This is a genomic window from Mycobacterium appelbergii (genome assembly GCF_032883035.1).
In the GTDB taxonomy this organism is placed as follows: Bacteria; Actinomycetota; Actinomycetes; order Mycobacteriales; family Mycobacteriaceae; genus Mycobacterium; species Mycobacterium appelbergii.
In genome coordinates this window covers 159,519-177,659 of sequence record NZ_JAMQTH010000008.1, presented here as the reverse complement: position 1 = coordinate 177,659, position 18,141 = coordinate 159,519, and the positions used below count along the sequence as shown (strand labels likewise).

Below are 18,141 nucleotides of genomic sequence, written 5' to 3'. Positions count from 1 at the left end.
TTACTGAGATCACAATTCAGATATTGGGATCAAATGTGAAACCATGCGGTCATGCCGGTTTCGTCGATCAGCAACTTTCGCCGCTGGTCCATGCTGGCCATCGCACTGACCGCGACCACCTGTGCCAATGTGTTCATCAACGGCGCGGCGTTCCTGATTCCCACGCTGCACACTGAGCGCGGCCTGGATCTCGCGAAAGCCGGACTGCTGTCCTCGATGCCGAGCTTCGGCCTGGTGATCACGCTCATCGCATGGGGTTATCTGGTGGACCGCGTCGGCGAACGGATCGTGCTGACGGTGGGCTCGGCGCTGACCGCCGCAGCCGCTTTCGCCGCCGCCTCAGCGGATTCACTGCTGGCGGTCGGCGCGTTCCTGCTGCTGGGCGGCATGGCCGCGGCGAGCAGCAATGCCGCCAGCGGCCGCGTGGTGGTCGGCTGGTTCCCGCCCGAACAGCGCGGACTGGCGATGGGCATCCGGCAGACGGCGACTCCACTGGGAGTCGGCTTGGGCGCCCTGGTCATTCCGCGTCTGGCGGAGAGTCATGGAACCGCCGTGGCACTGCTGTTCCCGGCGGTGGTCTGCGTGATCGCCGCGGTGATCTGCGCGGTGGGCGTGCTCGACCCGCCTCGGCCGCCGCGTCACGAAGCGCCGACAGAACACCTGGCCAACCCGTACCGGGGCTCATCGGTCCTGTGGCGCATACACGCGGTATCAGTGCTTTTGGTGGTGCCTCAGGGCATGGTGTGGACATTCACACTGGTGTGGCTGATGAGCGACCGCGGATGGTCGGCCGCCTCCGCGGGCGCACTGGTCACCGCCTCCCAACTGCTGGGCGCCGCCGGACGGATCGCCGCCGGCCGCTGGTCCGACATCATCGGGCAGCGATTGCGCCCCATCCGGACGATCGCGCTGGCCGCCGGGGCGACGATGGCACTGCTGGCCCTGACCGATTGGCTGGACTCGCCGATCAGCGTCGCGTTGATCGTGATCGCCTCGGTGATCACCGTCTCGGACAACGGGTTGGCGTTCACGGCGATCGCCGAGATCGCAGGCCCGTTCTGGAGCGGTCGGGCCCTGGGCACCCAGAACACCGCCCAGCATCTGGCGACCGCCAGCTCGGCGCCGGTGTTCGGCGCACTGATCAGCGTGGCGGGGTATTCGGCCGCGTTCGCGGCATGTGCAGTATTGCCGTTGTTGGCGATCCCGCTCGTTCCGACCGACGAGCGCGTGCGCGACGAACGCTGAGCGGTCGACTAGAGCAGCGACAGGATCCGCTCGCCGACCTCGCCGGTCGACAGCGGGCTCTCCCCGCGGGTGGCCAGGTGCTCGGCCACGGCCTTGTCGACCCGGGCCGCCGCATCAGTTTCCCCGAGATGGCCCAGCAGCAGTGCGACGCTCATCACCGCGGCGGTCGGATCGGCAATCCCCTGCCCCGCGATATCGGGCGCACTGCCGTGCACGGGCTCGAACATCGACGGATTGGTCCGCGTGGCATCGATATTGCCGCTGGCGGCCAGCCCGATACCGCCACACACCGCGGCGGCCAGGTCGGTGATGATGTCGCCGAACAGGTTGTCGGTGACGATCACGTCGAAGCGGCCGGGATCGGTGACCATGTGGATTGTCGCGGCGTCGATGTGCTGGTAGGCCACCTCGACTTCGGGGAACTCCACGCCCACCGCCGCGACAACCCGCGACCACAGGCTGCCAGCGAATGTCAGCACATTGGTCTTGTGCACCAGCGTCAGATGCTTGCGGCGCCCCTGGGCCCGGGCGAACGCGTCGCGTACCACGCGCTCGACGCCGAACGCGGTGTTGACGCTGACCTCGGTGGCCACCTCGTGCGGCGTGCCCACCCGCAGCGCACCGCCGTTGCCGGTGTAGGGCCCCTCAGTGCCCTCGCGCACCACGACGAAGTCGATGTCCGACACCCCGGCCAGCGGGCTGCTGACGCCCGCGAACAACCGACCCGGCCGCAGATTCACATGGTGATCCAGCGCGAACCGCAGTTTCAGCAGCAGACCGCGCTCCAGCACTCCGCTGGGCACCGTCGGATCGCCGATCGCGCCGAGCAGGATCGCGTCATGCCCGCGCAGCTCTTCGATTGTGCTGTCCGTCAACAGTTCCCCGGTGGCGTGGTAGCGCCGGGCGCCGAGATCGTATTCGGTCGTCTCCACACCGGGGTGCACGGCCTCGAGCACCTTGAGCGCTTCGCCGATGACCTCGGGCCCGATGCCGTCGCCGGCGATTACAGCGAGTTTCATGACAGGTCGACCACTTCCAGTGTGGTGGCGCCGACCGCCGAGGCGATCGCGGCGCGCACGTCGTCGGGTACATCGGTATCGAGACGCAACATGACCGTGGCGCTCTCACCGCTGGCGTCCTGGCTGAGTTGGGCGGCCAGGATGTTGACGTTCGCCCCACCGAGCAGGGTGCCGATCTTGCCGAGCGCGCCGGGCTGATCGCTGTAGTTGACGATCAGGTTGTGCCCCTCCGCGCGCAAATCGAAGTTACGGCCGTTGATCTGGACGATCTTCTGAACGAGCTGCGGCCCGGACAGCGTGCCCGCCACATTCAGCGCCGATCCGTCGGCGTGCACCGCGCGCACGTCGACGACGCTGCGGTGGTTGGGGCTCTCGGTGGCCGTGCTGATTTCAGCGGTCACGCCGCGATCGGCGGCCAGCGCCGGGGCGTTGACGAATGTCACCTGTTCGTCGACCACCGCGGAGAACAAACCGCGTAGCGCCGAAAGCCGCAGGATCTCAACATCTTCAGACGCCAGCTCACCGCGGACCTGCACGGCCAGCGACACCGGCGGGGCGTCGGACAGTGCGCCGACGAGCACCCCCAGCTTGCGGACCAGTTCCAGCCACGGCGCCACTTCCTCGCCGACCACACCGCCGCCGACGTTGACCGCATCCGGCACGAACTCGCCGGCCAGGGCCAACTTCACACTGGCGGCGACGTCGGTCCCGGCCCGGTCCTGGGCTTCGGCGGTCGAGGCTCCGAGGTGCGGGGTGACGACGACCTGGGGCAGCTCGAACAGCGGGCTGTCGGTGCACGGCTCGGTGGAGAACACGTCGAGCCCGGCGCCACGCACATGACCGCTGGTGATCGCGTCAGCCAGGGCCTGTTCGTCGATCAGGCCGCCGCGTGCGGCATTGACGATGATCACGCCCGGCTTGGTCTTGGCGAGGGCGTCCTTGCCGATCAGCCCCGCGGTCTCCTTGGTCTTCGGCAGGTGCACCGAGATGAAGTCGGCGCGGCCCAGCAGCTCGTCGAGGGTGAGCAACTCGATGCCGAGCTGTGCGGCGCGGGCTTGGGAGACATAGGGGTCATAGGCCACGACGTGCGCACCGAAGGCCGCAAGGCGGGCAGCCACCAGTTGACCGATCCGGCCCAAGCCGACGACGCCGACGGTCTTGCCGTAGATCTCGGTACCGGAGAACGACGAGCGCTTCCAGGTACGTTCGCGCAGCGTCGCGTCGGCGGCCGGTATCTGGCGGGCAGTGGACAGCAGCAGCGCGAGCGCGTGCTCGGCCGCACTGTGGATGTTCGACGTCGGCGCGTTCACCACCAGCACACCGCGCGCGGTGGCCGCGTCGACGTCGACGTTGTCCAGGCCCACGCCGGCCCGCGCGACGATCTTGAGTCTCGGCGCGGCAGCCAATACCTCGGCGTCGACGGTGGTGGCCGAACGCACCAGGAGCGCATCGGCTTCCGGCACGGCGGCGAGCAGTTTCTCGCGGTCGGGACCGTCTACCCAGCGGACTTCTACCTGGTCACCGAGGGCGGCAACCGTCGATTCCGCGAGTTTGTCGGCAATCAAAACAACTGGGAGGCTCACCCGGCTAGCGTAATGGGCTCTGTCGAGCGCCCACGAAGGCGGCCGCCTTGTCCAGCGCGCGTCCCTAGGATGGCGGCGTGGACGTCACCATCGTAGGGAGCGGCCCGAACGGCCTGACCGCCGCCGTCATCTGCGCCAGAGCTGGGCTTTCGGTGCGCGTCATCGAAGCGCAATCGACCCCGGGCGGCGGCGCACGGACACTGCCCGACCCCGAGTTCTCCGGAATCAGCCACGACATCTGCTCGGCGGTGCATCCGCTGGCGCTGGCTTCGCCGTTCTTCGCCGCCTATGACCTACCGGCCCGCGGAGTGCGACTAGCGGTCCCCGACATCTCCTACGGCAACCCTCTCACGGACCGGCCTGCGGCCATCGGCTACCGCGATATCGACCGCACCTGTGCCGAACTTGAATCCGGCGACTCGTGGAAACGGCTGCTCGGCCCGCTGGCCCGCGACTGCGACGGCGTCGTCGGACTGCTGCTCGGTGACAAACGCTCCATCCCGCCCTCGCTGCCCGCAGCGCTTCAGGTGGCACCCCGACTGCTCGCCCAGGGCACTGCGCTGTGGCGGTCCCTGAAGGGCGAAGATGCCCGCGCCCTGTTCAGTGGTGTTGCCGCACATACGATCTCGCAGATGCCTTCGCTTGTCTCCTCAGGCGCCGGGCTGATGCTGGCCACGCTCGGACATGCGGTTGGCTGGCCGATCCCGGTCGGCGGATCGCAGTCGATTCCCGACGCACTGATCGCCGATCTGAGGGCACACGGCGGCGAATTGGTGCTCGACGAGGAAGTGACCCGGCCCCCGGGTGGTGTGGTGCTCTACGACACCGCCCCCACCGCGCTGCTCTCGATTTACCGCGATTCCCTGCCGCCGCGCTACGCGAAAGCGCTGCGCCGCTACTCCTACGGACCCGGAGTAGCCAAGGTCGACTTCGTGTTGTCCGGTGAGATTCCCTGGCGCGATGAACGTTTGACCCACGCCCCGACCCTGCACCTCGGCGGCAGCCGGGCCCAGATGGCGTTGGCGGAATCAGAGGTCGCCGCGGGCAGGCATGCGTCGTGGCCGATGGTGCTCGCCGCATCACCCCATATCGCCGATCCGGCCCGCATCGACGCTCAGGGCCGGCGGCCACTGTGGACCTATGCGCATGTGCCTGCCGATTCACCGGTGGACATGGCCGGATCCGTCATCGACATCTTCGAACGCTTCGCCCCGGGTTTCCGCGACATCGTGGTCGCCACGCGCAGCGTGCCTGCAGCCCGACTGGCCGAGCACAACGCCAACCTGGTGGGCGGCGACATCGGCGTGGGCGGCAACAACATGGTCAGCGCGCTGACCGGGCCGACACCGCGACTCAACCCGTGGACGACTCCGATCCCGAAGGCCTACCTGTGTTCGTCGGCGACCCCGCCCGGCGGAGGCGTACACGGGATGGCCGGCTTCTACGCCGCACGCACCGTCCTCAAGCACGAGTTCGGCATCCGCCGCATGCCCCGACTCGCACCGTAAGAGTCGTCGAACCGGAGATTCAGACCGCCGGAGCCGCCAATCCGGTCGCAAATGATTGTCTTCACGCACACACGGGTACATCGCCTGTGTGAAGACCGCGATGGCGCTCGGATGCCGGACGTGATGCGCGCTGTCGCGGGACTCGCCGCGCACGTGGTGGTGGTCGGCGCCGGCCTGTCCGGGCTGTCGGCCGCCATGCAGCTGGCCGGGCGCGGCCGTCAGGTGACGGTCATCGAGCGTGGTCACCATCCGGGCGGCCGGGTGGGCCGCGCCGACGTGGCCGGGTACCGGATCGACACCGGACCCACCGTGCTGACCATGCCCGATGTCATCGACGAGGCTTTCGCCGCGGTAGGCGAATCGTTGTCCGCACGATTGGACCTGCTGCCGCTGGACCCGGCCTATCGCGCGGCCTTCGCCGACAGCAGTCGAATCGACGTACACAGCAACCCTGATCTGATGGCCGCCGAGATCGAGGGGTTCGCCGGGCGTGGCCAGGCGCAGGGTTATCTGGAGTTGCGCCGCTGGCTGTCCCGGCTCTACCAGGCCGAGTTCGACGGGTTCATCTCCGCGAACTTCAACTCTCCCCTGTCGCTGCTCACCCCGCAGCTTGCCCGGCTGACCGCCCTCGGCGCGTTCCGCCACTGGGACAGCATGGTCAGCCGGTTCATCACCGATGAACGCCTCAAGCGTCTGTTCACCTTCCAGGCGCTGTATGTCGGCGTGCCGCCGCAGCGCGCACTCGCGGTGTACGCCGTCATCGCCTACATGGACACGGTCGCCGGTGTGCACTTCCCGGTCGGCGGCGTGCGGGCGCTCCCGGATGCGATGGCTGCAGCGGCCGCCCGCGCCGGCGTCGAATTTCGGTACGACGCAACAGTGACGGCACTCGAGCGGTCCGATCACCGGGTTCGCGCGGTCGTCACCGACACGGGTGAGCGGTTCGCGGCCGACGCCGTGGTGCTGACCACCGAATTGCCCGACACCTACCGCCTGCTGGGGCGGGCCCCACGGCGACTGCTGCGACTGCGCCCGGCACCGTCGGCGGTGGTCGCACACGTCGGATGCCGGGCCGTCACCGAAAAAGAGGCAGGACACCACAACCTCCTGTTCGGTGCCGCGTGGCAGGAGACCTTCGCCGACATCATCGACGAGGGCCGGGTGATGACCGATCCCTCACTCCTGGTGACCCGGCCGAGCGCGAGCGATCCGACCCTGGCGCCGGCCGGGCGGGATCTGCTCTACGTGCTGGCGCCTGCTCCCAACACCGCAGTGGGCACGATCGATTGGGCGACGGCGCGGACCGACTACGTCCAACACATGATGGAGACGGTCCACGAGCGCCTCCCGGGCGTCGGGGAAGAACCCGAGGTGCTGCATGTCGTCGACCCGGCGGACTGGGAGCGTCAGGGAATGGCCGCAGGCACCCCCTTCGCCCTGGCACACACATTCGGTCAGACCGGCCCTTTCCGGCCCGCCAACACTGTGCGTGGCATCGACAACATCGTGCTGGCCGGATCATCGACGATCCCCGGTGTAGGGGTGCCCACCGCGGTCATCTCCGGACGCCTGGCAGCCGACAGGATCACCGGTATCCCTTTGTCGGAGAATCAAACTCGAACGGTGCTGACATGATCTCGGCAGAACTGAAAGCAGCAGGCGTACGCGCGCCCGAGTTGCGCGAAGCCTATGGGCGCTGCCGGGCGATCAACGCCCGGCACGGGCGGACCTTCTATCTGGCCACCAGGCTGCTGGCGCCGGATCAGCGACCCGCCGTGCACGCGCTGTACGGCTTCGCCAGGCACGCCGACGACATCCTGGACGACCCGGACGGGACGAGCACCCAGGACCGCGCGGGCAGACTCGAGACCCTGGCCGGAGACCTGTTCAAGCGGCTGGTGAAAAATGAATGCTCCGGTGACGACCCCACCCTTGCCGCGGTGACCCACACGGCACGGATCTACGGGATCGACTGGCAGCTGTTCGACGACTTCCTGCGTTCCATGCGAATGGATCTCACGGTGACCGACTACGCCGACCGCGCCGCTCTCAACCGCTACATGTACGGATCGGCAGAGGTGATCGGCCTTCAGATGCTGCCGGTGCTCGGCACCGTCGGTCCACCGGAAGAGGCGGCGCCGTACGCGGCCCACCTCGGAACGGCGTTCCAGCTCACCAACTTCCTGCGCGACATCGACGAGGACCTGCAGCTCGGCCGGGTCTACCTGCCTGCCGACGAACTGTCGGCCTACGACGTAGACCGCGACGTGCTCCAGTGGTGCCACACCAATCGGCGCACCGATCAGCGGGTCCGGCGCGCGCTCGTCGAACAACATGCCATCACGCGCCGGGTGTACACGTACGCCCAGCGCGGCATCGACATGCTCGAACCACGGTCGCGGCCGTGTATCACCGCCGCACTGACGCTGTACTCCGAAATTCTCGATCGCATCGAATCCATCGAGTTCGCGGTCTTCAGCCAGCGCGCCACCGTCAGCACCCGGCGCCGCCTGGCCGTGGCCGCGAACGGGCTGACCCGGGCCTGGCTGGCGCGGCGAGCCGTGCGGGGGTCGTGACGGTGGACCGCTGGCACTATCTGTTCGTGCTCGGGGCCTGCCTGCTGATCACCGCACCCCTGGAGTTCCTCGGCACCGGCGTCTACCGACGCCCGGCCCGTACGATCCGCGCCGTGCTGCCGGTGACCGTGGTTTTCGTGATCTGGGATGTGTTGGCGATCAACGGCGACATCTGGACCTACAACCCGCGTTACCTCAGCGGCATCCGGCTCTTCGGCGTGCTGCCGTTGGAGGAACTCCTGTTCTTCGTCGTGATCCCGCTGTGCGGCCTGCTCACCTTCACCGCGGTGGGGAATCTGCTGCGCAAGGGACAGCGGCTACGCGCGCAGCACAGGGAGGTGCGCGCATGACCGGGCTCGGCTACACGATTCCCGTGCTGCTCGCGGTGGTCGTGGTCGTTGCGCTGGAGTCGATGGTGTTCCGAACCGGCATCTTTCGTACGGCGACCTACTGGATTTCGATGGTGATCGTGCTCGGCTTCCAGATTCCCGTGGACGGCTGGCTGACGAAACTCAGCGCTCCGATCGTGCTGTACGACGACCACCACACCACGGGTATCCGCTTCCCGTGGGACATTCCGGTCGAGGACTTCCTGTTCGGCTGGGCGATGGTGACCGCCGTGCTCATCCTCTGGCAGCACCAACGGAAGCGGGACACCGAGGAGGTGGACCGTGAACGTTCGTCGTGATGTACCGCTGGCCTTCGATGCGGGCGCCGCCGCCTACGACGGGTTGGTGGGCGCCAACCCCGGCTACCACGACCATCTGCGTCTCTCGGCGCGGCGGATGGGCCTGCCGGCCGGTGGCGACGGGATGCGCCTGCTGGACGCCGGTTGCGGCACCGGTGCTTCGACGTCGGCCCTGCTCGCCGCCGCGCCGCACGCCGAGATCATCGCCGTGGACGGATCAGCGGGCATGCTGGCGCAGGCCGGCACCAAGAACTGGCCCGCGTCGGTGCACTTCGTGCAGTCCTACGTCGAGCAGTTGGCCGAATCCGGCGTTCAGGGACCGTTCGACGGTATCTTCGCGGCCTACCTCGTGCGCAACCTCGCCGATCCGGACACCACGCTGCACACGTTCCGGGAACTGCTGCGGCCCGGTGCAACGCTGGCCGTGCACGAGTATTCGGTGCGCGACTCCTGGACGGCCAGGGCGATGTGGAACCTCGTCAGCACCACCATCATCATCCCGATGGGACGGATCCGCACCGGCGACGCGTCGCTGTACCGCTACCTCCGGGACAGCGTCAACGACTTCGACGGCGCCTCGACGTTCCTGAACCGCCTGCGTGACAACGGCTTCGTCGATGTCCGCAGCGCGACGATGTCGGGCTGGCAGCGCGGCGTGGTACACACCTTCCTCGCGCAGGCACCGCAATGACCGACTCCCGACGGGTGACCCACCGCGCGCCATCCGGAGCGCCGGACACCGCCGCCCTGGCGGAACGACCCCGCGTCGTCGTGGTCGGGGCCGGTGTCGCCGGGCTGGCCGCTGCCACCGGGCTCGCCGAACGTGGAGTCGATGTCGTTGTGGTAGAACGCGAACCGTATCTCGGTGGGCGGGTCGCGGGCTGGCCCGAGGTGCTCCGCGACGGTTCCGAGGCCGCGATGAACCGCGGCTTCCACGCCTTCTTCCGGCAGTATTACAATCTGCGCGCCCTGCTCCGACGGGTCGACGACGACCTGTCGATGCTCGTTCCCGTCGAGGACTATCCGCTGCTCGACGCGCACGGCAGGCAGGACACCTTCCGTGGGCTGCCCACCGTACCGCCGTTCAACGCGCTGCTGTTCGCGCTGCGCAGCCCCACCTTTCGGCTGCGTGACCTCGTCCGTCTCAACGCCAGGGCCGCGGCACCGCTGGCGGCCGTGTCGGTTCCGGAGACCTACACCCGCCTCGATCACCGCACCGCCGAGGAGTTCCTGCGCGACATCAACTTTCCGGATGCGGCGCGCCACCTCGCCTTCGAGGTGTTCTCCCGCAGCTTCTTCGCCAAGCCGGACCAACTCTCGGCCGCCGAACTGGCCACGATGTTCCACATCTACTTCCTAGGATCCAGTGAGGGTCTGGTCTTCGACGTCACCGACGCCAATTTCGATGTGGCCCTGTGGGATCCGCTGCGGTCTTATCTGGAGTCGCTCGGGGTGCAGTTTCACACCGCGGCGACGGTGACCACGGTCGACCCGGCCGGTCGGATCTGCGTGGAAACCGGGGACACCGGCAGCGAGCTGACTGCCGACGCCATCGTTCTCGCCACCGACGTCGCCGCGCTGAAGCGCATCGTGGCAGCGTCACCAGCGTTGGGAAACGCCGCATGGCGAACTTCGGTCGGCGACCTGGGAACGGCACCACCCTTCGTCGTGCACCGCTTGTGGCTGGATCGCGCCGTTCGAGCCGACCGGCCCGCCTTTCTCGGCACCGGTGGGCGGCCACCGCTGGACAATGTCAGTGTCCTGGAGCGCTACGAGCGCCAGGCCGCCGAATGGTCCCGCCGCACGGGCGGATCCGTGGTCGAACTGCACGCGTACGCCGCGCCGGGCCCCGACGAGGGTCTGCGCGAACATCTCCTGGACCGCCTGTACGAGATTTATCCCGAGACCGCCACGGCCACCATCGTCGACGAGCGGATGTTGTACCGGCAGGACTGCCCGCGATTCGCCCCTGGCGACTTCGGGACGCGGCCGACGGTGACCACCCCGCACGCGAACGTGATGCTGGCCGGTGACGGCATCCGCATCGACCTTCCCGTCGCACTCATGGAACGAGCCGCCACCACCGGATGGGCGGCAGCGAACGCGATCCTGACCCGGTGGGGTGTGCAGGGGCACCCGTTGCACACCGTGCCCGTCGAGGGCCGCATTCCGCTGCTGCGTCGACTGGCCGGACAGCAGAGGAGTCTCTCAGCGTGACCACTCTCGACGATCTGCGCGCAAAACTGGCCAAAGCCTGGCCGTTCCAGACGCTTCCACCCCTGCACTGGGCGGGCCAGCGTCCGACCCATGCCGACGCGTCGCCTGCCGTCATCCGGTCCGCGCTGCAGCGTTCGGCGCGCAGGCCGAGCGGCAACTGGTACGTGCTCGGCGCCAGCCGGGCCGTGACCGCGCGAAAACCGTTCGCCGGCAGGGTCGCCGGCAAGGAGCTGGTCGCGTGGCGGGACAGCAGGGGCGCACTGCGCGTCGGTCCCGGGGAGTGCCCACACCTCGGCGCCGACCTGTCGACCGGGCGAACGGAGTGCGGTGCGCTGATCTGCCCGTGGCACGGGTTGCGCCTGACCGGCGACCGCCAGGCCGGCTGGCGGCCGCACCCCGGATATGACGACGGTGTGCTGGTCTGGGTCCGGTTGGACGACGTCGGCGGTGAGACGCCGACGGACCGGCCGGTGATCGTGCACCGGCCGCCCTCGCCCGTCATCGCCGCCGTCGCGCATCTGGAAGGCATATGCGAGCCCGCCGACATCATCGCCAACCGGCTCGATCCGTGGCACGGATCATGGTTCCACCCATACTCGTTCGCCAGACTCGACGTGCTGCGCGCACCACCGGCCACCCCGGACCTGCCCGACGAGCGGGATTATCTGACGGTGGCCGTCACCTTCCGAATGGGCAGACTCGGTGTACCGGTGACGACCGAGTTCTTCAGTCCCGAACCACGGACGATCCTCATGCGCATCGTGGACGGTGAGGGCAGCGGCAGTGTGGTCGAAACACACGCCACACCGCTGGGCACCGGACCCGACGGCCTGCCGCGCACCGCCGTCATCGAAGCCGTCATCGCGCATTCCGACCGTGACGGCTTCGGCCACGCCACGCGCGCGGCGGCAGTGCTCACGCCGTTCATGCGGTACCTCGCAGGCCGCCTGTGGCGCGACGACCTCGCGTACGCCGAGCGCTTGTTCGAGCTGCGTCGGCGCCGAACCGAACTCTCGGTCAGCGCACCTGCTCCGGAAGCCCGGCACGCTCGAGCAGCGGAATCTGTTCGGCCGCCCACGGGCTGATCGCCCAGACCAGGGCGGCCGCCGCACGCAGGTCACGCCAGCGCACCCACCGTGCGTCCATGGTCTCTTCCGCCGCGGGTACCACCACTCCGTCGACCCGGGCCCAGAACACCGGACAGATCTCGTTCTCCACCGTGCCGTCCGGCGCGACGGCGCGGTACCGGAAGTCCGGCAGCACGCATCTCGCCGCATCGATCGACACGCCGAGTTCCTGGCGGGCACGGCGGGTCACCGCGGCGCCGAATTCTTCTCCGGGTGCCGGATGTCCGCAGAACGAGTTGGTCCACACCCCCGGCCAGGTGCGCTTGCCCAGGGCGCGGCGCGTCAGCAGGATGCGCCCGTCGTCATCGAACAGATAACACGAGAAACCGAGGTGCAACGGGGTTTCCCGGTGATGGACCGTGGCCTTCTCGGCGTGGCCGACAACCCCACCGGCCTCGTCGAGCAGGACCACGAACTCATCGTCAGCAGACACCGTCACCATCTCCGATTACCCACTGTGGGACCGTCTTAGGCTGACGACATGACCAAACTCGCAGTGATCTACTACTCGGCCACCGGGCACGGCACCACCATGGCGCAGCGTGTGGCGACCACCGCGGAATCGGCGGGCGCCGATGTGCGGCTGCGCCCCATCGCCGAAACGCTTGCTCCGGAGTCGTTCGCCCACAATCCGGCCTGGACCGCCAATTACGAGGCCACCAAGGACCAACCGGCCGCGACCGGCGACGACATCGTCTGGGCGGATGCGGTGATCTTCGGCTCCCCCACCCGATTCGGTTCGCCCACCGCACAGTTCCGCGCGTTCATCGATTCGCTCGGCGGGTTCTGGGCGGAAGGCAAGCTGGCCGACAAGGTCTATGCCGGCTTCACCTCGACCCAGACCACCCACGGCGGCCAGGAATCGACGCTGCTCAACCTGTACACCACGCTGATGCATTTCGGCGGGATCATCGTGCCGCCCGGCTACACCGACCAGGTGAAGTTCACCGACGGTAATCCCTACGGCGTGGGCCTGATCGCCAACCGGGAGAACATCGCCGAATTCGATCAGGCGACGAACGATGCGCTCGACCATCTGGCCCGACGCGTGGTCAGCGTGGCGGATCGCATCACCCGGTAAACGCGAAAACAACGCAATGGCTGCCATCAGCGTCCGACGGCAGCCATTGCGTTGTTCTGGGTGAAAGATCTAGGCGGTTTCGGTGATTGGCCGGTCGACCCAGCTCATCAGGTCGCGCAGCTTCTTGCCGGTGACCTCGATCGGGTGCTCGGCGTTCTTCTTGCGCAGGGCCTCGAGTTCCTTGTTGCCGCCCTCGACATTGGCGACCAGTCGCTTGACGTACGAACCGTCCTGGATGTCCTTGAGGATGTCCTGCATACGCTTCTTGGTGTCGGCGTCGATGACCCGCGGGCCGGACAGGTAACCGCCGAACTCCGCGGTGTCACTCACCGAGTAGTTCATCCGGGCGATGCCACCCTCGTAGATCAGGTCGACGATGAGCTTGAGCTCGTGCAGCACCTCGAAGTAGGCCATCTCGGGGGCGTAACCCGCCTCGACCATCACCTCGAAGCCGACCTTGATGAGTTCTTCGGTGCCACCGCACAACACGGCCTGCTCACCGAACAGATCGGTCTCGGTCTCCTCCTTGAAGGTGGTCTTGATGACACCGGCGCGGGCACCACCGATCGCGGCGGCATACGACAGCGCGAGCGCCTGGCCCTCACCGGTCGGATCCTGGTCGATCGCGATCAGGCAGGGCACACCCTTGCCGTCGACGAACTGACGACGCACCAGGTGACCCGGACCCTTCGGCGCGACCATGCCGACGGTGATGTTGTCGGCGGGCTCGATCAGATCGAAGTGGATGTTGAGGCCATGGCCGAAGAACAGCGCATTGCCGGCCTCCAGGTTCGGCTCGATGTCGTTCTTGAAGATCTCGGCCTGCGCGGTATCGGGCGCGAGCAGCATGACAACGTCGGCCCACTTGGCGACCTCAGCCGGGGTGTCGACCTCCAAGCCCTGCTCGGTGACCTTCTCGCGGGACTTCGAGCCCTCTTTCAGACCGACCTTGACCTGCACGCCCGAGTCGCGCAACGAAAGCGAATGCGCGTGTCCCTGGCTGCCGTAGCCGATCACCGCGACCTTGCGGCCCTGAATGATCGACAGGTCGGCGTCATTGTCGTAGAACATCTCAACTGCCATGCGTGAATATCCTTCTCTTCTCAGCTTTACAACCTGTTTGACGCTACTTGGTGGTGCCGATGCCGCGTGGACCGCGGGACACCGACACCACACCGGACTGCGCGAGTTCCCGGATACCGTACGGCTCCAGCACCCGCAGTAGGGCTTCCAACTTCTCCGGTGTACCGGTGGCCTCCACCGTCAACGACTCGTTCGAGACATCAACGACCTTGGCGCGGAAAAGGTTCACCGCTTCGATGACCTGGCTCCGGGTGTTGGCGTCGGCCCGCACCTTGATCAACGCGAGCTCGCGGGCCACCGCGTTGCCCTCGTCCTGCTCGACGATCTTGATCACGTTGATCAGCTTGTTGAGCTGCTTGGTGATCTGCTCGAGCGGGGATTCCTCCACGTTGACCACGATGGTCATCCGCGACATGTCTTTCTGTTCGGTGGCACCGACGGCCAGCGACGCGATGTTGTAGCCGCGGCGGGAGAACAGCGACGCCACCCTGGCCAGAACACCGGGCTTGTCCTCGACGAGCACCGACAACGTGTGCGTGGGAGTTCCGCTGCTCATCAGGCATGCCCCTCTTCGTCATCATCGAACAACGGCCTGATGTCGCGGGCAGCCATGATCTCGTCATTGCTGGTGCCCGCGGCCACCATCGGCCACACCTGCGCATCGGCTCCCACGACGAAGTCGATGACCACCGGGCGGTCGTTGATCGCGCGGGCCTGGTTGATCACGTCCTCGACGTCTTCGGCTCGCTCGCATCGAAGTCCGACACAGCCCAATGCCTCGGCCAGCTTGACGAAGTCCGGGATGCGCCGGGAATGGGTGGACAGATTGGTCTGGCTGTAGCGCTCGTCGTAGAACAAGGTCTGCCACTGCCGCACCATGCCCAGGTTGCCGTTGTTGATCAGCGCCACCTTGATCGGTGCGCCCTCGACGGCACAGGTGGCCAGTTCCTGGTTGGTCATCTGGAAGCAGCCGTCACCGTCGATGGCCCACACCTCGGCCTCGGGCCGGGCGAACTTGGCGCCCATGGCGGCAGGCACTGCGAAGCCCATGGTGCCCAGGCCGCCCGAGTTCAGCCAGGTCCGCGGGTTCTCGTACGAGACGAACTGCGCGGCCCACATCTGGTGCTGTCCCACCCCCGCGACATACACCGCGTCGGGTCCGGCCAACTTGCCGAGTGTCTCGATGACGTACTCCGGTGACAGGCTGCCATCGCTCTGCGGCCCGTAACTGAGCGGGTAGGTCGCCTTCACGCCCGACAGGTACTCGTGCCAACTGTCCAGTTTCAGGGTCTCGGCACTGGCTCCGGTCTTGCGCAGCGACTCGGTCAGGTCCGTGATGACGGCCTTGACGTCGCCGACGATCGGCACATCCGCGTGACGGTTCTTGCCGATCTCGGCGGGGTCGATGTCGGCGTGAATCACCTTGGCGTTCGGCGCGAACGAATCGAGCTTGCCGGTCACCCGGTCGTCGAACCTGGTGCCCAGCGCGATCAGCAGATCGCTGCGCTGCAGCGCCGCGACCGCCGCGACGGTGCCGTGCATACCCGGCATGCCCATGTTCTGCTCGTGGCTGTCGGGGAACGCGCCGCGTGCCATCAACGTGGTCACCACCGGGATGCCGGTCAACTCGGCCAGCTCCAGCAGTTCGGCACTGGCATCTGCGCGGATCACGCCGCCACCGACGTAGAGAACCGGCTTGCGGGACTCCGCGATCAGCTTGGCGGCCTCACGGATCTGGCGGTTGTGCGGCTTGGTCGTCGGCTTGTAGCCCGGCAGGTCGATCCGGGGCGGCCAGCTGAATGTGCACTGGCCCTGCAGGACGTCCTTCGGGATGTCGACGAGCACCGCGCCCGGTCGACCCGAGCGGGCGATGTGGAACGCTTCGGCGATCACCCGTGCGATGTCGTCACCGTTGCGGACCAGGAAGTTGTGCTTGGTGACCGGCATCGTGATGCCGGAGATGTCGGCTTCCTGGAAGGCGTCGGTGCCGATCAGGCCGCGGCCGACCTGGCCGGTGATGGCGACCACCGGGATCGAGTCCATCTGGGCGTCGGCCAGCGGCGTGACCAGGTTGGTCGCGCCCGGGCCGGACGTCGCCATCATTACGCCGACCTTGCCGGTGGCGTGGGCGTAGCCACTGGCGGCGTGCCCGGCACCCTGCTCGTGACGCACCAACACGTGACGCAGCCGCTGCGAGTCGAACAGTGGGTCATAGACCGGAAGCACGGCACCGCCGGGGATGCCGAAGATCACGTCGACGCCGAGTTCCTCCAGCGAACGGATGACCGCCTGCGCTCCGGTGAGCTGATGCGGCGAAACCCGATTGGGCTGGGACTGGTCGTTGTTCGCTGCAGACGAGGCGCCGTTGGCCGGGGGTGTCCCAGCCTGTTCCGGCGGTCGTGTTGTCGGTGCGCTCACGGTTTCCTCTTCACGTCCTCTTTACGGAAATCTGGTTGTTATCTCTGGTGGTGATGGCAAGGCGCCTTGGGGCAACAAAAAACCCCCGTCAGCAGGCTGCTGAACGAGGGTGGCGCGTCGATGCTGTTGGCTATGCCCGGCATGGGGCCAGCGCGGCATCAACGCGCCAACCAATTACTACGAGCAATCCCGGGGTCTGCATAACCAAAGACGGTAGCTGCCGTACTGGTCAATGGTCAAATTCCAGTCCATATGCAAGGACATGACGCCAGACCGGCCACGGGTCAGTGCAAGGATAGGAGGTGTGAGTCCCCGATCCGCCGCAACGAAACCGGTCGTCATCCAGATGTCCCCGATGGCGCATTTCGCGGTCGGATTCTTCGCCCTCGGCCTGCTGGCACTGGTGTTCACCAATCCGGCGTGGTTCGCCCCGCTGCTGATCATCCCGATCGTCGCATCGTTCGCGATCTTCCGATACCGGACAGTTGCCGACGAGGACTCGGTGACCGCGCGGTCCCTGGTGAGCAGTGAGACCGCGGCATGGTCGGATATTGAAGGCCTGCGGTTCGACCGGGCCTCCTGGGCCATCGCACACCGCACGGACGGATCCGAGTTGCGGCTGCCCGCGGTGACATTCGCCACCCTGCCGCTGCTGACAGAGGTCAGTGGCGGACGGGTACCGAACCCGTACGCCTAGTCGTCACGCCAGCGGATTCGCACCGTTGAGCAGAATCCAGACGCCCACACCCGCAGCGACACCGAGCAGCAGCGCGACGAACGAACCGACGAATGGACGGCGGGCCCATCCACGTCCGGCGTCGAATCCGTAGCGGCCGGGACCGGTCAGGACGATCGCGGCAGCAGCGATCACCACGATCACCCGATACTCGTGGCCGTCGGTGAGGAAGTCCGAGAGTCTGGCCTCGTTGTGGGCGATCACCGCCTCGGCGAGCACACCGTTGATCAGGTAGGCCAGCGCGCCGGCGGCGGCTATCGGCGTGAACAGCCCGAGGACGAGCAGGACACCGGCCGCGATCTGCCCTCCGGTCGCCACGTAGGTCAGGATCCCGGCGTGCTGGTACCCCATCTCGCCCAGTGATGTCTCGAACCCGTTCAGCCCGGGGCCGCCCCACCAGCCGAAAGCCTTCTGCAGGCCGTGCAGGATCAGCAATCCGCCGACCGCGAGACGCAGAATCAGTAGGCCCAGGTCCTGGGTTCCCCGTCTGCCTGCGGCCCTGACCCGGTCGTCCACAAGTTCGTCGCGCTCGATTTCGGCAGGCTCGGCCGAGAACGGCCCGAGTGGCTGCCGCGCCTCCGAATGCACATAGGGCAGCGGCTCAGGCTCCCCGAGCATGCCGAATGCCTGCTGATCGGCAGGCTTGGCGGAGTCATAGCGTGGTATGGCGGTCGTTTCGAAGTCACCGCCGTAGGTGGAGGATGGCAGGTCATCCTCCGGATCGACCAGGCTTGCCGCACCCGGCCTGGAGGAGTCGCCAGGCCCCGAATAATCGGGTCTTTGCCAGGCGTGTGGGTCCTGCGAGTGACTGGTCACAGAGCCCAGGGTAAGTGCAAGTCAGTCTCGAGCCGGGTATTTAC

At 67.3% G+C, this 18,141-nt stretch carries 18 protein-coding genes; 11 read left to right on the top strand and 7 right to left on the bottom strand.

Annotated elements, in window-relative coordinates:
• Positions 1-51: 51 nt before the first annotated feature.
• The gene (locus M1247_RS19760) at positions 52-1,245 is read left to right on the top strand and encodes an MFS transporter (protein ID WP_317158081.1); all 1,194 of its coding nucleotides are present in this window, start codon (positions 52-54) and stop codon (positions 1,243-1,245) included.
• A gap of 8 nt (positions 1,246-1,253) precedes the next feature.
• On the opposite strand, the gene M1247_RS19755 is transcribed toward M1247_RS19760, so the two are convergent.
• Both M1247_RS19755 and serA read right to left on the bottom strand, forming a co-directional pair.
• A complete protein-coding gene (locus tag M1247_RS19755) occupies positions 1,254-2,264 on the bottom strand; it encodes a 3-isopropylmalate dehydrogenase (RefSeq protein WP_317158080.1) in 1,011 nt (336 codons plus the stop codon).
• Entirely contained in the window at positions 2,261-3,847 is a 1,587-nt protein-coding gene (gene serA / locus M1247_RS19750) for a phosphoglycerate dehydrogenase (RefSeq protein ID WP_317158079.1), read from the bottom strand. The genes M1247_RS19755 and serA overlap by 4 nt, the downstream gene beginning before the upstream one ends.
• 77 nt (positions 3,848-3,924) lie before the next feature.
• Here serA and M1247_RS19745 point away from each other — a divergent pair, with 77 nt between their 5' ends.
• The 8 genes from M1247_RS19745 to M1247_RS19710 are packed head-to-tail and all read left to right on the top strand — an operon-like array spanning position 3,925 to position 11,921.
• Positions 3,925-5,355, top strand: a complete 1,431-nt coding sequence (locus M1247_RS19745; RefSeq protein WP_317158078.1) for a phytoene desaturase family protein — start codon at positions 3,925-3,927, stop codon at positions 5,353-5,355.
• A gap of 51 nt (positions 5,356-5,406) precedes the next feature.
• A complete protein-coding gene (gene crtI / locus M1247_RS19740; protein WP_410506904.1) occupies positions 5,407-6,990 on the top strand; it encodes a phytoene desaturase family protein in 1,584 nt (527 codons plus the stop codon).
• Positions 6,987-7,931: a phytoene/squalene synthase family protein gene (locus tag M1247_RS19735; protein WP_317158077.1), complete on the top strand. Its 945-nt coding sequence runs from the start codon at positions 6,987-6,989 to the stop codon at positions 7,929-7,931. The genes crtI and M1247_RS19735 overlap by 4 nt, the downstream gene beginning before the upstream one ends.
• 2 nt (positions 7,932-7,933) lie before the next feature.
• The gene (locus tag M1247_RS19730) at positions 7,934-8,281 is read left to right on the top strand and encodes a lycopene cyclase domain-containing protein (RefSeq protein WP_317158076.1); all 348 of its coding nucleotides are present in this window, start codon (positions 7,934-7,936) and stop codon (positions 8,279-8,281) included.
• The gene (locus M1247_RS19725; RefSeq protein WP_317158075.1) at positions 8,278-8,619 is read left to right on the top strand and encodes a lycopene cyclase domain-containing protein; all 342 of its coding nucleotides are present in this window, start codon (positions 8,278-8,280) and stop codon (positions 8,617-8,619) included. The genes M1247_RS19730 and M1247_RS19725 overlap by 4 nt, the downstream gene beginning before the upstream one ends.
• Positions 8,603-9,310, top strand: coding sequence for a class I SAM-dependent methyltransferase (locus tag M1247_RS19720; RefSeq protein WP_317158074.1), 708 nt, complete (start codon positions 8,603-8,605; stop codon positions 9,308-9,310). The genes M1247_RS19725 and M1247_RS19720 overlap by 17 nt, the downstream gene beginning before the upstream one ends.
• Positions 9,307-10,836, top strand: coding sequence for an FAD-dependent oxidoreductase (locus M1247_RS19715; protein WP_317158073.1), 1,530 nt, complete (start codon positions 9,307-9,309; stop codon positions 10,834-10,836). The genes M1247_RS19720 and M1247_RS19715 overlap by 4 nt, the downstream gene beginning before the upstream one ends.
• The gene (locus tag M1247_RS19710) at positions 10,833-11,921 is read left to right on the top strand and encodes a Rieske (2Fe-2S) protein (protein ID WP_317158072.1); all 1,089 of its coding nucleotides are present in this window, start codon (positions 10,833-10,835) and stop codon (positions 11,919-11,921) included. Before M1247_RS19715 ends, M1247_RS19710 begins: the two co-directional genes overlap by 4 nt.
• On the opposite strand, the gene idi is transcribed toward M1247_RS19710, so the two are convergent.
• Complete coding sequence (idi, locus tag M1247_RS19705; protein ID WP_317158071.1) at positions 11,854-12,405, bottom strand: isopentenyl-diphosphate Delta-isomerase; 552 nt, start codon at positions 12,403-12,405, stop codon at positions 11,854-11,856. The two genes, M1247_RS19710 and idi, sit on opposite strands and share 68 nt — an antisense overlap.
• A gap of 39 nt (positions 12,406-12,444) precedes the next feature.
• On the opposite strand from idi, the gene wrbA reads away from it, so the two are divergent.
• Positions 12,445-13,044, top strand: coding sequence for an NAD(P)H:quinone oxidoreductase (wrbA, locus tag M1247_RS19700; RefSeq protein WP_317158070.1), 600 nt, complete (start codon positions 12,445-12,447; stop codon positions 13,042-13,044).
• Positions 13,045-13,113: 69 nt separating this feature from the next.
• Here wrbA and ilvC read toward each other — a convergent pair whose 3' ends face one another.
• Genes ilvC through M1247_RS19685 form a run of 3 tightly spaced genes read right to left on the bottom strand, consistent with a single transcriptional unit; the run spans position 13,114 to position 16,545 of the window.
• Positions 13,114-14,127: a ketol-acid reductoisomerase gene (gene ilvC, locus M1247_RS19695; protein ID WP_458695240.1), complete on the bottom strand. Its 1,014-nt coding sequence runs from the start codon at positions 14,125-14,127 to the stop codon at positions 13,114-13,116.
• Positions 14,128-14,170: 43 nt separating this feature from the next.
• Positions 14,171-14,683 carry an acetolactate synthase small subunit gene (gene ilvN / locus M1247_RS19690; RefSeq protein ID WP_317158069.1) on the bottom strand — a complete coding sequence of 171 codons (513 nt, stop codon included), beginning with the start codon at positions 14,681-14,683 and terminating at the stop codon, positions 14,171-14,173.
• Positions 14,683-16,545, bottom strand: a complete 1,863-nt coding sequence (locus M1247_RS19685) for an acetolactate synthase large subunit (RefSeq protein ID WP_317158068.1) — start codon at positions 16,543-16,545, stop codon at positions 14,683-14,685. Before M1247_RS19685 ends, ilvN begins: the two co-directional genes overlap by 1 nt.
• 262 nt (positions 16,546-16,807) lie before the next feature.
• Between M1247_RS19685 and M1247_RS19680 the strand changes: the two genes are divergently transcribed.
• On the top strand, positions 16,808-17,242 hold the full coding sequence (locus M1247_RS19680; protein ID WP_317158067.1) for a PH domain-containing protein: 435 nt from the start codon (positions 16,808-16,810) through the stop codon (positions 17,240-17,242).
• 3 nt (positions 17,243-17,245) lie between these two features.
• Here M1247_RS19680 and M1247_RS19675 read toward each other — a convergent pair whose 3' ends face one another.
• Positions 17,246-18,097 (bottom strand): DoxX family protein, encoded by an 852-nt coding sequence (locus tag M1247_RS19675; protein ID WP_317158066.1) that lies wholly within the window; start codon positions 18,095-18,097, stop codon positions 17,246-17,248.
• Positions 18,098-18,141 lie beyond the last annotated feature (44 nt).

Coding starts and splice junctions, on each gene's coding strand:
- M1247_RS19760 (WP_317158081.1), top strand. CDS start 52: ATGCCGGTTTCGTCGATCAGCAACTTTCGCCGCTGGTCCATGCTGGCC.
- M1247_RS19755 (WP_317158080.1), bottom strand. CDS start 2,264: ATGAAACTCGCTGTAATCGCCGGCGACGGCATCGGGCCCGAGGTCATC.
- crtI (WP_410506904.1), top strand. CDS start 5,407: ATGATTGTCTTCACGCACACACGGGTACATCGCCTGTGTGAAGACCGC.
- M1247_RS19735 (WP_317158077.1), top strand. CDS start 6,987: ATGATCTCGGCAGAACTGAAAGCAGCAGGCGTACGCGCGCCCGAGTTG.
- M1247_RS19725 (WP_317158075.1), top strand. CDS start 8,278: ATGACCGGGCTCGGCTACACGATTCCCGTGCTGCTCGCGGTGGTCGTG.
- M1247_RS19715 (WP_317158073.1), top strand. CDS start 9,307: ATGACCGACTCCCGACGGGTGACCCACCGCGCGCCATCCGGAGCGCCG.
- idi (WP_317158071.1), bottom strand. CDS start 12,405: ATGGTGACGGTGTCTGCTGACGATGAGTTCGTGGTCCTGCTCGACGAG.
- wrbA (WP_317158070.1), top strand. CDS start 12,445: ATGACCAAACTCGCAGTGATCTACTACTCGGCCACCGGGCACGGCACC.
- ilvC (WP_458695240.1), bottom strand. CDS start 14,127: ATGGCAGTTGAGATGTTCTACGACAATGACGCCGACCTGTCGATCATT.
- ilvN (WP_317158069.1), bottom strand. CDS start 14,683: ATGAGCAGCGGAACTCCCACGCACACGTTGTCGGTGCTCGTCGAGGAC.
- M1247_RS19680 (WP_317158067.1), top strand. CDS start 16,808: ATGACGCCAGACCGGCCACGGGTCAGTGCAAGGATAGGAGGTGTGAGT.